Genomic DNA, 15,433 nt, shown 5'->3' with positions numbered 1-15,433 from the left:
AATTCAGAGAGAAGTCGGCAAAAGAATGCCCTTACCCAACCTTCTCTCTTAAAATAGTTACCGTCTTTTAAACACACTTCTACGAAACGATTTTAAAGTTGGCAATAAACCACTTCTTTGTAATACTTCCAAAAAACGCCCCTTTATCTTCAAATATTTATAATAAGGAACATTTCCGAAATATTCATTCAAAACGTTTCTTGCAGTTGACATATCAAAAGAAACTTCTTTCTCCAAATAAAGATATTGAATAATTCGGCTACCTACAAAATGCGACAGAACACGATATTTATCATATTCAATAGTTTTTTCTGAGATAAGCCCCCTCTCCATATATATTTTATAAATACCGTAATAGTTCACAACATGAGGAATAAAGAAAGCATAGGACATCTTTTTATTAGGCACAACCAAAGTTTCATAACAATGATAGTTCACAACGAGTGACTTTCGCAATGAGACCTCATGTAAGGTCCAATCCATTTGCGCCAATTGAGTCTTCCATAATTCATCATCATACCGAAGCTCCTCAAAGTTCTTCTTCCAAACACCAAAATTCGTAATCCAAGTAATTTTATTATTAATTATACGCACAAACGAATCCACATTTTCGATTTGGACTTCTTTTGATCTGCGATAAGGCTTCCGGAGATTCGAATAAAAAAACAAATTAACATCTTCACTTTCACATTTGCGTATGTAATCCTTCATTATTCCTAATCCGCCTACCTTGAATAATATATAATCATTCAATAACTTCAGATAGCGACCTCTTCCTCTAGAAAGAGCTAAATAAAAATTCCGGTCTTGAACATTTTCCGAGTTACGATAATATTTAATATTAGGATACTCAGAAGCCATTCTTCGTATTTGTGCTTCTGTATCATCAGTAGAACAATTATCAGAAATTACAATCTCCACTTCCTCATTAAAATCCGGATCATGTACGACTCGTTCCAACATCACAGTCAAAGTTCCCACCCTGTTATAAGTAGGAATACAAAGAGAAAGTAGTATCGTATTATTACTCATAAGTAGCCTGCCTAATTAAATATGACAATATATACATTTCTCCTGAAGTTCATCAGACATAAAAGGAGCCATTTTCTCTAAAGGAGCAGAAGACATTTTTCCATTCTTATCCATAAAAGAAGCAGACTTCGGATAAAGGGTCTGAAGCGGGTGCATCTTTATCTCACAAATATATGCTCCTTCATACTGAAGAACAGCAGCTATTGAACTTTTTAAAGAATTTCCTTCCTGATTTAACCTGACAAAAGGAATACCATAAGCATTAGCTATCTTTTCCATATCAGGACAGACCACTCCACTACCAGGATCACTTCCTATATAATGCCCTTGAAAGAAAGACTGCTGAGTTGTCTTGATAGCCAAATACCCTTGATTCTCCAATATAAATACTTTCAGTGGAATACGATAAGTCAACAACGTCTGGAGCTCTTGAATATTCATTTGAACACTTCCATCTCCCGTTACAAGAATTGTACGACCTTTGCCATTAGCAATTGCCGCACCAATAGCAGCAGGCAAGTCATACCCCATAGCCGCACAACCTTGGTTTGCAAATACACGTACTCCTCTATTTACTTTCATAGCTTGATAGGTCGAAGTATAGGCCGTACCATTTCCAGTCACCACTACATCCCCCTCACGCAACTGTTTAAACAATTCATCAGCAAAAACATATGAACTTATATATTCCGGTATAGAAGGATTATCATCAAACAAAGTCGGCAATTCTTTTTCAATCGCACGTCCCCAACTTCTCCAATGTTCAAAAGACGGAAGGCATGTCCCAGCCAATTTAGTCTGAAAGAGATCCAGAAAATCTCGTAAATCTGCATGAATTGGCAAATCAATAGAAAGAGTAGGTTTCTTCAGTTCATTTTCGTCAATATCGACCATCACTTTGTAAGCTTTGGGAGCCAATAAGTCATATGCATAACTTATCTGCCTGATGCTCAAACGAGTTCCCAACACAATCAACAAATCCGAGTTCTGTACCATTATATTACCGATACGATCTCCGCATATTCCAGGTTTTCCAAAACACAAAGGATGGTCATGCCAAATAATATCCGATCCACTAATAGCAGTCACGACAGGCACATTCAGTTTTTCTACGATCGACAAAAACTGATCTACCCTTCCGGCCAGACGCACTCCATTACCAACATAAACAACCGGACTTTTCGCTGCCTGAATCTTTTGAAGAAGCAATTCTACACATTCTTCTTTTAACAGAGGAGCTTCTTTTTCTATCTCTTCCGATGAGAATTCACGCAATTTTTCTTCGTCAATAACAGCTCCCTGAATATCTAATGGCACATCCAACCATACCGGACCTGGGCGGCCATTCAAAGCTAAAAAAACAGCCTTATCAAGATAGTACTTTATATCCAAAGGGTCAGTCACCATCACTGCCATTTTAGTGATAGGTTTCACGATATCAACTATATCAACCTCCTGATCACCCAATTGCCGAAGATTTAATTCAGGACACGCACAAATTGTAGTACTTTGCTTCACTTGCCCCGATATATATAATGCCGGGATTGAATCACACCACTGTCCTAAAACCCCTGTTAAGGCATTCGTTCCACCAGGTCCCGTAGTTACATTAGTAACACAAAGTTTCCCACTTGAACGATAATAGCCTTCCGCTGCAATTGCCGCTGCCTGTTCATGGTGGTTACAAACATACTTAATATGTTTATTACGTCCAATTGCATCATTAAGATGCATCGCACCTCCACCTGTCACTAAAAATACTTGTTCTACACCATACTGAGCATACAAGTACTCAAAAATAAAGTCGCTTACTTTTACCACAGCCTATTTTTTTAGTTATTAAAAGTTTACTCTTTCGCGTTCTATCACTAAAGGACGTTTTCTTACTTGTGTATAAATAGCACCGATATATTCTCCAATAATGCCTATAAACAACAACTGCACAGAAGAAAAAAAGAAAAGTCCGATTACCAGTGGAGCCATCCCCACACTAAAGCTATCCCAATAAACCAATTTATATACCAAATAGACTAACCCTACCAATAAACTAATTAAAGCTACAATAAATCCAATAAAACTAGCCATGCGGAGAGGAAGTTTTGAGTGATTCACAAACCCCAGCATTGCCATATCATAAAGAGTATAAAAGTTATTCTTGGTTTTACCCCTTTGACGAACCGGCTGAGTATATGTAACAGTACAATAATCAGCTCCTAATTCTGCGACCATTCCTCTAAAATAAGGATATGGATCCTCAATACTCCGAAGAGTATTTAAAAAAGACTGAGCATATAAACCAAAACCTGTAAAGTTACTAATATGTTCCGTAGAAGAAGACTTTGCCATTAGCTGATAATACATCTTCCTCAGCGCAAACATAAGCGGGTTTTCTTTACTTTTACTTTTTACTCCTAATACAATTTGGTGTCCTTCTTCCCACCTTTTAATAAAATCAGAAATTAACGAAGGAGGATCTTGCAAATCCGCAACCATCAATATCGCAGCATCACCAGTTGCCTGTAGCAACCCATAATAAGGAGAACGTATATGTCCAAAATTCTTAATATTCAATATTAACTTAACATTCTTATCACTCTTCGCCAATTCACGCAAAATGTCAATAGTGCCATCTTTAGAAGCATTATCTATAAAAATATGTTCATAGGTATAATCAGTCAAAGCATCAAACTGCTGTTTGACTTGATTATAGAGTTCACGTACATTCCCTTCCTCGTTATAGCAAGGAGTTACAATACTTATTTTTTTCTTTACCTCCATAAGGTTGATATGTTAAAAATTAGGTTAGGTTATATTCAATTATTAAGTCAAACACAACTTGAATCTAAATTGTAAGAAACAAAAGTAGAGAGAATTAACGAATTATCCAAAATGTTTCATGTAAACCTAACCTCAACCAACAGAAAAAGTCTCATATAACATTATCTCAAAGAATAAACAACCAGTCAAACAAGTATTTTCGTATTAACTTTCTTCTCAAACAATAACTCCCGAGTTGCCATTACAAGCAAAACAAGCCAAAGTAATATAGCACCTACATTATTGATTACATGAGTAGCAACATTTATCGAGCTTGGCATTTGTATCGGAAAGAATATAATAATAAACAGAAAAGAAACTAGAAATAGCGTTCTAGGTGCATTTTTTTTCAACTCTACAACAAATTGCAATCCTATAAAAATTGGAAATAAATAAATTACATTATATGCAAAAGCCTGTTGTGGAAACAAACAACAAAACATTGATAGCAAAGCTATTTTAATAAAAGAAGAGTTAACCTTAACACTCAAAAGAAGCGTGTATCCCCCTAAAAAATAGGTCATGTATTTTCCAATAGAATAAAACAGAAGTTTATGTTCCAACGGTAATTTCTCATCAATCTGTAGCAACAGAGGAATTATGCCATAACGATAAACAGAAGAATCTTGTCCATAAGCAGCAGTTTGTGCTACAACATTATTGTATAATTGCCTAATATTATCAAATCCTCCTTCAAAAAAACAAAAGGGCAGCAAAGCCAACAAGCAACAAATAGAAATATAATAAAATAATAATTTATATGATTTTGTACATAAATAATACAGACCAAAAACAACAGAGAAGTAAGCATCCGATAAAGTACACTATAAAAAATGGCTGTATCTCCTTTCCTGGTAAGCAGCCATCTATCGTTGTATCTCCATCATTCTTTATTCTTTTCCTTCCATTTGTGTGGCAACATTTGTAGCAGTTCCTCATAATTTGCCTTCTGCATATATGGCATTCTTGCTATAACGTCATTCAGATAAGTGCGCGGATTTACTTTATGCGCTTTGCACGTAGCCAGTAACGAACAGACGACACTCATGCTGACGGCCGCCTGATGGTCTCCACAGAACAAGTAGTTCTTTCTACCCAATGTGATTGGTCGGATGGCATTTTCCGCCAGATTGTTATCAATATGGATACGTCCATCCTGCAGATACCTCATCATATTCTCCCAGCGGGTATAGGCATAGGTTATCGCCTTTCCGGTCAGGCTGTTTGGGCTGTATTTTATCCCTTCTGTTTCCATCCATAGCTTCAAGGCATCCATAATAGGTCCAGCAAGTTCCTGACGTTTTCCCATTCGTTCATTTTCTGTAAGCTGCTTCTGGTCACAGTCATGTTCTATGCGATATAGAAGCTGTATTTCTTTTAAGGCATGTTCCGCCATCTGCCTGTTTTCAGCAAGTGCCTGCTCAAAATACCTGCGTATATGAGCCATGCAGTTAACAAGGCGCACATTCGGGTTGACCTTGAAAGCCGATTCGTAACCCTCAAAGCCGTCACATTGAAAATAACCCTTGAAGTTTTTAGCCAGTTGCCCTATCACCGTACCTGACCGTGATCCTTTGTCATAATGGAAAAGCACCAGTCGTTCGACTACTGCCCTGACCATCCACAAGTATTCCTTGTTGGTCTGATGTCCTGCCTTGTCCAGTACAGGTACGGTCGTTTCATCCCCCTGTATGTAGTCGGATTTCATGATTTCCTGCCTGAGTACCTCGTAAAGTGGCTTGAGAAGTTCAACCGCAGGCTTGAACCATCCGTCTATGGTACTTTCACTAGCTTTGAAGCCCAGGTGATGCAACTGTTTCACCTGGCGGTAGAAGGGAAGATGATACTCATATTTCTGCAGGAGTATCTCCGCCAAAAGTGTAGGTCCCGCTATTCCTTTGTATATAGGCAACAGCGGCATGGCGGCTATCTCCACTCCTTTTCTGCCGACCGGTGGAAGTGAAGTGTTGTCTTTAAGGGCATATTTGGGCCGTACAATCTCCTTTATATAAAGTTGTCCGGGCTTATGTTCCACCACACGGGTCACTTCCTCACCAATCTTCCTGTACAGTTCCAGGTCAATGTCTTCCGGCTCGATGATTACCCTTTCAAGTACGGGAAGACCTTCCATTATCCTGCGGTTATTCCGTTCCCGTTTCTTGCTCTCCACCGTTTCTTTTGTGATTGTCTGCACCGCTACTTCACGCGCTTTTTCCAGTTCAGCCGCGTTATCAGGAAGAAAGTCACCGAACAGGTCAGGCTGGTTGGAATCAAGAGACGGGAGTTTCTCTGACTTGTGACCGAAAAGCTGGCGGTTCAGCCATGCGACTTGAGCCGTCAGCTCATTGAGACGGTTCTGTAAGGATTCATTCTGCCGGGTAAGCCTGATAATGGTCTCAGCCTGGGATGCGTTCACCTGCTGCAGGGACTGCAGCATTGAGTTCATCTGTGAAAGCATCTCTTCCTGAGTCATAATCCGTTTCTTTTAATTACACTATAAATGTACAAAATATATCCCGGACAGACAAGGAATACGACATCTATTTTTATACAGTATATACATTTCGTTCCGCCCTCAGACGTCTCAAACGCTGCCCGGGAGATTCACGGATTCCTTCCACCATAATGACAAGATCGCGCCATTCCATCGGATAGCTGCGCGATTTCTCGTCATATTCGGGAATCTTGAAATGACCGGCTTCAAGGCGCTTGACATACATCACCAGACCGCCATCCTCGGCATGGAGAAGCTTCATCAATTTACGGCTGCTGCCAATGAAGATGAATACATCACCGTTCCTGACACTGCAGCCCATACGCTCGTGTACCACACCGCAGAGAGAACTGATACCCTTGCGCATATCAGTCCTGCCGGGGCAGAGAAAATACCGCATCGTATCATTCAGGCAGAACATGGCAACAGGCGTATTGGTTAATCAAACGGGAAGCGGCCTCTTCCATACCGGCACCCAAATGGGCACGGACACCATTAGGAAACAACAGGGTCATTCCGGAAACAGAAGAGGAGGAAGCAATACAGGGGGACTTCAGGCTGATGGGGGTTAAGACTGATTGGGGAGCAGATGTCTCGTGATCGGGAACACTGGAAGATTTACGTTTCCAATAATTGTACGTGGAGTAACTGACATGTTCACGTTGCAGAAATTTCAGAAGATTCAGACCGCTTAAACGATGCAGTTCCTGTAAAGAGGTAAATTGTTCTTTTGTCATAATGAAAATATGTTAGAAGTTCATGCAATATTGCACAGGCAAAGGTGCTATGAAAATATGATAGAGAAAACGGGTATTTTATCGGATGCTTACACAGAGAACACTTTCAATACTGAAGCAATAGCCAAACAAACAGCCGCAATCCATCGACAGTTTTTAGTATCCTTAAACAAAAGAAAATAGTTAACGCACGCAGCTGAAAGCAATATCTGATTCCCTCGTTCTAATACGTATAAATTAGCTGCAGAAAAAAAACAATAAATAGAACCTGTGTTACATTACATCCATTTTTTTACATAGCAAATAAAGAGAATGAAAAAAACATAAAGAGAAAACAACATGAAAAGAAATCCACTAACTAATGCTGTCCCATTCGCCCAACAATCTGATAAAGTTATCCCAGAATAATTAATCATTCTAGTAAACGGATATAAAATCAAATAAGCAAATGGCAAATAATTCTTATTCAAAGTCCCATTAAGTTCATTAAAATAGGGATCCTTATCTGCAATATAAATTAATGTATTGAAAAAATCAGCAAAGAAGTCTCCAACTCGCAAAAAGAAAACATTCATTTGTGTTGTTGGATCTACAAATAATAGGATAATCCACATGCATGCTATTAAAGACATGCAATATATAAAATTCTGGTTATTGTTTATTTGTTTCATTTTTAATCAGGAAGTACTAGATCCATTTTTCAATATTTAACAAATTATTATAAATCAAAACAGAAGCTCCCTTCCCTCATATTCTATATAATTAACTACAAGCACAAACAATTAACCATCATTTACATATGATAATTAAAACATCAAAAAGGCTGTTGTATAGAATAGATTCTATATTGTTTCAGTCCTGCCGCAATTCTTTTTAATTGAAAACAAATCGTTTTTGCAGAACAAATGATGCAATCGCAACAATAGGAGTAACAATTATACCTGCAATATACTCATTTAAATCGGACAATTCAAGTAACAAATGTATTAGCCCTATATTTATAAAATAAACAATAACATAAGCTGCTACAAATTTAAAAATCAATCGATTCTTTGTGTTTCTGAAAACAAAAGTTCCGATTGTTTTAAAGTTAAATAACACCCCCAATATAGTACTCAATAAGACAGCAACACGATAAGGTATCCCCCAATAAACAAAAAGACAATATACTCCCACACCAAAAGCTGTATTCAATAGACCAATTAATACAAACCGAATAAATGTAACATCAATAGCATGTGAAAATATCTTCATACTCATTAGTTCACTAATTAAACATCAGGTAATAATATATCAAAATAGCGATTCGTCCAAACTGTTTTATAATGATTCATATCTAAAAAATTATTCATAGCTTTTATTTGATCCGGACGAGATAAAACGTTTTCAGGAAGATGATTAACATCCATAAAATAAGGATCATAGTCCCCCCATAAATTTGTAGCTCTAAAATTCTGTCGCAATACAACAGGAAGTGGAGTTTTTTTTGACATAGCAAATTGCAACTGTCGTTCTAATTCGGCTCCCGAAAGACACCATAGCCAAGCATTCGAAATATACGAGCGTGTATCTGTCATATAATTTAGTCCCGGCATAAAATTATAAACTAAAAGAAAATCGCCAGGCTTCACATATTTTTCTAAAACAGGCAACAAGTCATTCATTAAATTTGCACGATAGGAGCCTGTATAGATAAAACGACAATACTGATTATCAATAGAATGCACTTTTTCCAATCGACTATCCGGATCATAATAAGCCAAATTATCATTTTTATAAATACCACAAGCTATATAGCTCACGAATATAATGCACAAATAACAGCGTACATAACGCTTATACATAGAATATTTTCCTAGCTTCTCATTCCAAATAACCTCATCTTCAAATAAACGACACAAATAAGCTGTCCCTAATGGCAGAGCTAACCAAGCTGATGTCCACATTGTATTAATACCTTGATCACTCCCCAAAGGCATACAGACAATCATAAAAAGAGAAGCTAAAGCCACATATCTCATACGAAGTTCTTCACTCCGGTTATAATTTATTAGAATTAATATAGTGCCAACATAAGATATAAAGTGAGTAAAATACATATCATTATGCCGAAGAGCCTTATTAAAGCATAGACCTAAAAAAATCCAAACAAGCACAAACAAAAGATTCAATACCCATGAGGAATATTTATTTATCAGTTTACTCTGCAACCAAGTATAAACTCCACCCAATAACACAACAATCCCCCCCACAGATATTATTCCCCAATAATTCTTTGCATATCTTACAATTAACCTCCCAAACTGGTGAGAATTAGTCTCATCGGTTGCACTGCTAGCTACCCCTGTCATGGCCTCCATAAAAAAAGCCCAATATCCCCAATAGTACATAGCCGCAATTATTACTGCTACCCCCACAATCGTCCCCCAAGCAGCCGTCCACATTTGACTATTAAAAAAACGCATACTACCGTTCTTCCAATATTGGCAAACCGGAATTAATAATATAATGGGTAAAATAGCTAGATTAGGTATTCGAACAAAGATATTAACACCTAACATAAATCCACCAATAAAGAACCAAACAAGCCTACCAGTTTCAAGTCCCCGCCAAAAAACAATAACAACCCAAAGTACAATAAAAGCAGTCAATGAGTTATAGCCATAAGGTTTAGGATCACCGACAACTATTAACATTTGAGCTATCAAACCAACTAATAACCAACCTGAATTTATACTTTTTTTCAAAAACACATAAGAAAGACAGAATGTTCCTGTCACTATTATTATTCCTAAAATCCGTGTTCCTAAGAAGCCTCCTGCTGGAAACAATAGATTCCATGCTCCACCAATTGCACCAGTAACCCAATATGGCATCTGCGCTACCACACATTCAGGATTCTTAAATATTTGTTGATAAAAATACATTCCCCAACCTTCGTCAGACAAGTCAAAACCCTGTACTGCACACGCAAGTTGATACAATACAACTGCAACTAAAGCATATGCAAATTTATGTTTTCGGATATGATGCAAAATAATTTCCATTTTATTTATCAATCAACAAAAGGTTTCTATCTAATTGCTCTTTATTATCTGAATACCATATATATAAATCACGAATAGCCAATGCCAAAGGAGTTAAGTTAAGGTCAAGTTCACTCTTCAAACGAGAGTTATCCCCACTATATTCTAACCCCATCCCTTCTTGAGATACAACAATCGGATGTAAAGGCTTTCCCGCTACCTCACGTACAATTACCGCTAAGTCATATAATGAGATTGAAGAATCTGGAGTAATATTATAAGCTTTATATTTAGGTTCATTCTGCACAAACCAATCTAATATAGGCATAAAATCATTTACATATAAATAATCAAACTTGCGGTTCTGTTTAATCGAAATTGGCAGATTAAATAAGACTTTACAAATAGCATTTGAAATAAAACGGATAGCATAGTCTTCATATTTACCAAAAATACCAAACACACGTAAATCATAAATATTAGAGCAATGAGCAATAACTTTCTCACATACATACTTACAATATCCATGTTCATCTACAGGTATATGTTCCATCCATGAATCCTCTTTCATTTTAGGCTGATAATTACGATTATCGTATATCGCTCCAGAACCTATTACTAGTATTTTTTCAAAACACTCCTTATATTTCTCCAAATTAAAAAACATACGGGTGTTAATATAAAATATATTTGAGAAATCCTTTGCATTTCTATGACTTGGTTTCACCGCCGCATGTATGACAACATCTACCGTATGTTTATGCAAATAATCAGCAACACTCTTTTCATCCGCTACATTTAACTCCGAACTTGAAGGAGATAATACATTGTATTTATCAACCAAAAAGCTCTCATGTATATTACGCCCGATGAAACCACTACCACCTGTTAAAAGTATCGTTTTACTTCCCATCAATTATATTTCATTCATTTATATATTTATTGATTTGTTCCACACACAAATCATAGACAGCCTCATCGTTATACCTTTTATACCACTCTACTGTCATTTGAATAGTTTGTTCCAAATCAAGTCTAGGTTGCCATCCTAATCTAAAATAAACCTTTGAAATATCAAGCATTAACAGTTTAGCTTCATGCAAGCTATTTGGATCAGAACAATCACAAAGTTCACCCTTACCATAATATTTTATGACACGTTCTGCAATTCCCCACACATTTTCAACAGACTCCAGTTTCGGACCAAAATTCCATCCTTCACAATATTCAGTAGGAGCTTCCCACATTTTCTTCGCCAATAGCATATAGCCTCCTAATGGTTCTAAAACATGCTGCCATGGACGAATAGATTTAGGACTTCTAATATCAATAGTCTTATCAGCTTCCAAAGCTCTTATACAATCAGGAATTATCCGGTCTTTCGCCCAATCCCCACCTCCAATAACATTCCCAGCACGAACACTTGCGATTGCTTTACCATGCATATTGTAATCAGCAGGATTAAAAAAAGAGCGTCTCCATGAAGATATCGCAATTTCGGCACAACCTTTTGAAGAAGAATAAGGATCATATCCCCCCATAGGTTCATTTTCCCGGTATCCCCATAACTGCTCTGCATTTTCATAACATTTATCAGTAGTTATCATAACTCCTACTTTCACACTCTCCGTAGCACGAATCGCTTCTAAAACATGAAGTGTTCCCATCACATTGGTTTCATATGTTTCGACAGGCATCTCATAAGAAAGCCTAACAAGAGGCTGGGCAGCCAAATGAAAGACGATATCAGGCTGATAGGTTTTAAAGATTTCTTTGAGCAATTCTCCATTGCGTATATCACCACGCAAATCGGTTATCATAGTACCAATTCCTGAAAGCACATAATTATCCTTTTCAGAAGTTGGCTCTAATGCTAGTCCAATAACCTCAGCACCCAACTCATGTAACCATATAGAAAGCCAAGATCCTTTAAAACCTGTATGCCCTGTCACCAGAACTCTCTTTCCACGGTAAAAATTATGAAAAATATCGACCATTTCTATCTATTTTATTTCCAAACCTTCCAAGGAGCTTTATTTTGCTCCCACATCTCATTCAATTCCGAGTTATCCCTCAAGGTATCCATCGGCTTCCAAAATCCTCGGTGTTTATAAGCATGCATTTGTCCAGCTTTAGCAATCTCCTCCAAAGGTTTTCCCTCAAAAGAAGTAGAATCACCACCTTTTATAAAACTTAGTACCTCCGGTTCACAAACAAAATAACCTGCATTTATCCAATTGCGGTCACCATCCGGTTTTTCCATAAAAGACTTCACCTTATTGGTACCCAAATCGATTTCTAATGCTCCAAACTTCCCGCCCGGCTTATAAGCAGTCACAGAAAGCAAACAACCAGATTTCTCATGTTCGGCTATAGTATCTGCAATATTTAAGTCTGTCACACCGTCACCATAAGTCAACAAAAATGGTTCATCTTCCAAATACTTTTCGACTCGTTTTATTCTGCCACCCGTCATTGTATTCAATCCGGTATCTACCATCGTAACACGCCAGTTTTCAGAATGATTATCTAAAATCTCGACACGATTATTAGATAAATCTACTGTCATATCGCAATTATGCCGAAAATAGTTAGCAAAATATTCCTTTATGACATATTGTTTATAACCACAGCAGATAATAAAATCATTAATTCCGTAATAACTATAAGTCTTCATTATATGCCACAAAATAGGTTTCCCTCCTATTTCCACCATTGGCTTTGGAATTAAATTTGTAGCTTCACTCAATCTTGAGCCAAAGCCACCGGCTAAAATGACAGCTTTCATAATCTAATTTATTTTGTGTTATAATATTAATGTGAATCCACAAACTGTTTAATCGTATCCACCATAAATTGTAACATTTCAGGTTTCATTCCCGGATAAACTCCAATCCAGAAAGTATTATTCATTACGAAGTCGGTATTTACCAGCTCACCAACAACACGATAACCTTCACCGGATTTCCTCATTTCATTAAAAGCCGGATGTTTCAACAGGTTACCTGCAAAAAGATTACGAGTCTGTATTTTATTCTTTTCCAAATATTCAGATAATTCATTGCGAGTAAAACCGGCATCTTCTTTCACAGAAATAAGAAAACCGAACCAACTCGGATTGGAATTCTTCTCGGCTTCAGGTAAAATCAACCCTCTTGTACCGGCCAGCTTTTCTTTCAGGAAATTAAAGTTCTTTCTGCGGGCTGATACTATTTGGTCCAATTTCTCCAGTTGCGCGCAACCTATAGCAGCCTGCATATCTGTTACTTTCAGATTATACCCAAAATGAGAGTAAACATATTTATGATCATATCCAAGAGGCAATTCGCCATATTGTTTACTAAAACGAGATTTGCAAGTATTATCTACTCCACCTATGCACCAACAATCACGTCCCCAATCACGAAATGAGTTTATCAACCTATGCAACAATGGATCGTTCGTATAAACTGCTCCCCCTTCTCCCATTGTCATATGATGAGGAGGATAAAAACTGGAGGTTCCAATATGCCCGAATGTCCCGGTTTTACGGGTTTCACCTTTTAAAGTATATTCAGTCCCCAAAGCGTCACAATTATCTTCTACCAGCCACAGATTGTGAGTATCACAGAACTCTTTCACAGCCTCTAAATTAAACGCATTCCCCAAAGAGTGGGCAATCATTACCGCTTTTGTCTTGTCTGAATATGCCGCTTCGAGTTGAGTTATATCTATGTTATATTCCGGAACAGTTATGTCTACAAAAACAGGGATAGCACCATATTGAATACAAGGAGTAACTGTAGTAGGGAATCCACAGGCCACAGTTATAACTTCATCCCCCCTTTTTATACAACGTTCCCCAAGCTCGGGAGAGGTTAAAGCCATAAATGCCAACAGATTAGCTGATGATCCAGAATTGGTCAACGAACAATATTTAACCCCCAGCCAATCAGCCAGTCTTTTTTCAAAACGGTGGGCCCACGGACCGGCAGTCAACCAAAAATCCAAAGAAGAATCGACCAAATTTACCAATTCTTCTTCGCCAAAATAACGACCGCCATAATTCACAAATGTTTTACCCGGAACAAATTCTTTAGACTGCCCAAAAGTCTCAGCATAATACTCTTTCACAAGCGAAAGTATTTGTTCCTTCAAATTATTTTCTTTCTGTTCCATAATCACTTTTTTCCTTATTCCTCGTTTCTAAATTCACAAATAGAACCATCAAGACTTATATTAAATGCGCAAAGATACGAATTACTGCGCCATCTTTACATCTTTTATGCAAAAAAGAGGTTCTACCTCTCCTTTTTTTAGCTTTTTAATGCAGTTATGGCCTTGAGAACCGCACTAGAAAAATATTCTCCATCTTGAAGTTTCTGACTGATTTCTGCGACATTTTTTTGCATTTCAGCATATTGCTGTAGCGTTAAATCTGCCAAAACCGCATCCAAATCCTCCAATGAATCAACACATATTCCAATTTTATGTTCACGAACAAAAGACGCTAAAGCAGCCTTGTTCCAAATAATAACAGGCAACCCGCAACGGATGTATAAAGATGTTTTATGAGGATTATTATATTGAAGATATTCTCCCCAGTCGCCTGCACATGTCGAGATAGAAGAGCCGTCCCATACCAGGCCCCAATCCCCCTGTGCAGTAGAAATCAGATCGTCGGACTTGACAAATCCCATATAAGTAAAATGTTCTTTTCCCTTCGCTTTATCCAATTCGAAGCCCGCCCCATAAAGATTGAATCGGAATGACGGACCGGCATATGTACCGATTTCATACAGAAAAGCATTTTTACGCGGATGTAGCCCCCCCGCATAAAGAATCCTAAAAGGTTTTCGCACATCTGAAGGTACATTGGCAACAGAAGTTGAAAGATAATCAAAAATTTCAAGAGTCCCCAATTTCGCCTTACAACCTTGTTCCTCAAGCCATTGTTTCATTCTATCATTATGAGCTATGATATAGTCCGAATGATTCAAACGTTGAATCTCACGTACAACAGTAAGTTTATGTCTACGGAAACTTCCCAAATCATGGATGACCGTTACAACTTTTGCCCCTCTTAAATGAGCCATATTACAAACAAATTCATAATATTTCTTCAGTGGATACTGCAATACCAGAACATCTCCCTTATGCAGACAGAAAGGAGATTTCAAGACTCCCAAAAGAGTCACGACAAACGCCAGTATCTTATTTGAATAAACAGTCTGTTTCAAACCGATATTCTTAAATGACATATCAGACATTATCTGTTCAATATCAGTCTTTGCTTTATTCCCTGCGCTAGAAAGTCCTCTGTAATTTCGTGACAAATAACAATTCAT

14 protein-coding genes are annotated in these 15,433 nt (G+C 37.5%); all 14 read right to left on the bottom strand.

From position 1 onward, the window contains the following. Positions 1–57: 57 nt before the first annotated feature. The 14 genes from ACGHVY_RS16610 to ACGHVY_RS16545 all read right to left on the bottom strand — a co-directional run bounded on the left by ACGHVY_RS16610 (position 58) and on the right by ACGHVY_RS16545 (position 15,433). Positions 58–1,032: a glycosyltransferase gene (locus tag ACGHVY_RS16610; protein ID WP_308743916.1), complete on the bottom strand. Its 975-nt coding sequence runs from the start codon at positions 1,030–1,032 to the stop codon at positions 58–60. Between the two features lie 15 nt (positions 1,033–1,047). Continuing rightward, positions 1,048–2,853 (bottom strand): thiamine pyrophosphate-binding protein, encoded by a 1,806-nt coding sequence (locus tag ACGHVY_RS16605; RefSeq protein ID WP_279096590.1) that lies wholly within the window; start codon positions 2,851–2,853, stop codon positions 1,048–1,050. A gap of 18 nt (positions 2,854–2,871) precedes the next feature. Further along, complete coding sequence (locus ACGHVY_RS16600) at positions 2,872–3,810, bottom strand: glycosyltransferase family 2 protein (protein WP_308743915.1); 939 nt, start codon at positions 3,808–3,810, stop codon at positions 2,872–2,874. Positions 3,811–3,995: 185 nt separating this feature from the next. Continuing rightward, entirely contained in the window at positions 3,996–4,571 is a 576-nt protein-coding gene (locus tag ACGHVY_RS16595) for a hypothetical protein (RefSeq protein ID WP_390600000.1), read from the bottom strand. Positions 4,572–4,732: 161 nt separating this feature from the next. Beyond that, positions 4,733–6,322, bottom strand: coding sequence for an IS66 family transposase (tnpC, locus tag ACGHVY_RS16590; RefSeq protein WP_195473342.1), 1,590 nt, complete (start codon positions 6,320–6,322; stop codon positions 4,733–4,735). A 73-nt stretch (positions 6,323–6,395) separates the two neighbouring features. Further along, positions 6,396–6,764: an IS66 family insertion sequence element accessory protein TnpB gene (gene tnpB / locus ACGHVY_RS16585; RefSeq protein ID WP_167511782.1), complete on the bottom strand. Its 369-nt coding sequence runs from the start codon at positions 6,762–6,764 to the stop codon at positions 6,396–6,398. Next, positions 6,748–7,080 carry an IS66 family insertion sequence element accessory protein TnpA gene (gene tnpA, locus ACGHVY_RS16580; RefSeq protein WP_390597428.1) on the bottom strand — a complete coding sequence of 111 codons (333 nt, stop codon included), beginning with the start codon at positions 7,078–7,080 and terminating at the stop codon, positions 6,748–6,750. The genes tnpB and tnpA overlap by 17 nt, the downstream gene beginning before the upstream one ends. Positions 7,081–7,953: 873 nt before the next feature. Further along, on the bottom strand, positions 7,954–8,340 hold the full coding sequence (locus ACGHVY_RS16575) for a GtrA family protein (RefSeq protein ID WP_308743913.1): 387 nt from the start codon (positions 8,338–8,340) through the stop codon (positions 7,954–7,956). Positions 8,341–8,351: 11 nt separating this feature from the next. Continuing rightward, positions 8,352–10,127, bottom strand: coding sequence for a hypothetical protein (locus ACGHVY_RS16570; protein WP_390599998.1), 1,776 nt, complete (start codon positions 10,125–10,127; stop codon positions 8,352–8,354). A gap of 1 nt (position 10,128) precedes the next feature. After that, a complete protein-coding gene (locus tag ACGHVY_RS16565) occupies positions 10,129–11,019 on the bottom strand; it encodes an NAD(P)-dependent oxidoreductase (protein ID WP_279096601.1) in 891 nt (296 codons plus the stop codon). 10 nt (positions 11,020–11,029) lie between these two features. Then, on the bottom strand, positions 11,030–12,103 hold the full coding sequence (gene rfbG / locus ACGHVY_RS16560; protein WP_279096602.1) for a CDP-glucose 4,6-dehydratase: 1,074 nt from the start codon (positions 12,101–12,103) through the stop codon (positions 11,030–11,032). Positions 12,104–12,114: 11 nt separating this feature from the next. After that, on the bottom strand, positions 12,115–12,894 hold the full coding sequence (gene rfbF / locus ACGHVY_RS16555; RefSeq protein WP_279096604.1) for a glucose-1-phosphate cytidylyltransferase: 780 nt from the start codon (positions 12,892–12,894) through the stop codon (positions 12,115–12,117). A 26-nt stretch (positions 12,895–12,920) separates the two neighbouring features. Next, positions 12,921–14,264 (bottom strand): lipopolysaccharide biosynthesis protein RfbH, encoded by a 1,344-nt coding sequence (gene rfbH / locus ACGHVY_RS16550; RefSeq protein ID WP_308743910.1) that lies wholly within the window; start codon positions 14,262–14,264, stop codon positions 12,921–12,923. A 137-nt stretch (positions 14,265–14,401) separates the two neighbouring features. After that, on the bottom strand, positions 14,402–15,433 hold the full coding sequence (locus tag ACGHVY_RS16545; protein WP_390599995.1) for a galactofuranosyltransferase: 1,032 nt from the start codon (positions 15,431–15,433) through the stop codon (positions 14,402–14,404).

The organism is Bacteroides sp. f07, from assembly GCF_042854785.1.
Taxonomy (GTDB): Bacteria; Bacteroidota; Bacteroidia; order Bacteroidales; family Bacteroidaceae; genus Bacteroides.
The sequence above is the reverse complement of the archived record's forward strand: the minus strand, read 5'-3'. Positions and strand labels throughout refer to the sequence as shown.

Coding starts and splice junctions, on each gene's coding strand:
- ACGHVY_RS16600 (WP_308743915.1), bottom strand. CDS start 3,810: ATGGAGGTAAAGAAAAAAATAAGTATTGTAACTCCTTGCTATAACGAG.
- ACGHVY_RS16570 (WP_390599998.1), bottom strand. CDS start 10,127: ATGGAAATTATTTTGCATCATATCCGAAAACATAAATTTGCATATGCT.
- tnpA (WP_390597428.1), bottom strand. CDS start 7,080: ATGACAAAAGAACAATTTACCTCTTTACAGGAACTGCATCGTTTAAGC.
- ACGHVY_RS16610 (WP_308743916.1), bottom strand. CDS start 1,032: ATGAGTAATAATACGATACTACTTTCTCTTTGTATTCCTACTTATAAC.
- rfbF (WP_279096604.1), bottom strand. CDS start 12,894: ATGAAAGCTGTCATTTTAGCCGGTGGCTTTGGCTCAAGATTGAGTGAA.
- tnpB (WP_167511782.1), bottom strand. CDS start 6,764: ATGTTCTGCCTGAATGATACGATGCGGTATTTTCTCTGCCCCGGCAGG.
- rfbH (WP_308743910.1), bottom strand. CDS start 14,264: ATGGAACAGAAAGAAAATAATTTGAAGGAACAAATACTTTCGCTTGTG.
- ACGHVY_RS16565 (WP_279096601.1), bottom strand. CDS start 11,019: ATGGGAAGTAAAACGATACTTTTAACAGGTGGTAGTGGTTTCATCGGG.
- rfbG (WP_279096602.1), bottom strand. CDS start 12,103: ATGGTCGATATTTTTCATAATTTTTACCGTGGAAAGAGAGTTCTGGTG.
- ACGHVY_RS16545 (WP_390599995.1), bottom strand. CDS start 15,433: ATGAATTGTTATTTGTCACGAAATTACAGAGGACTTTCTAGCGCAGGG.
- ACGHVY_RS16575 (WP_308743913.1), bottom strand. CDS start 8,340: ATGAGTATGAAGATATTTTCACATGCTATTGATGTTACATTTATTCGG.
- tnpC (WP_195473342.1), bottom strand. CDS start 6,322: ATGACTCAGGAAGAGATGCTTTCACAGATGAACTCAATGCTGCAGTCC.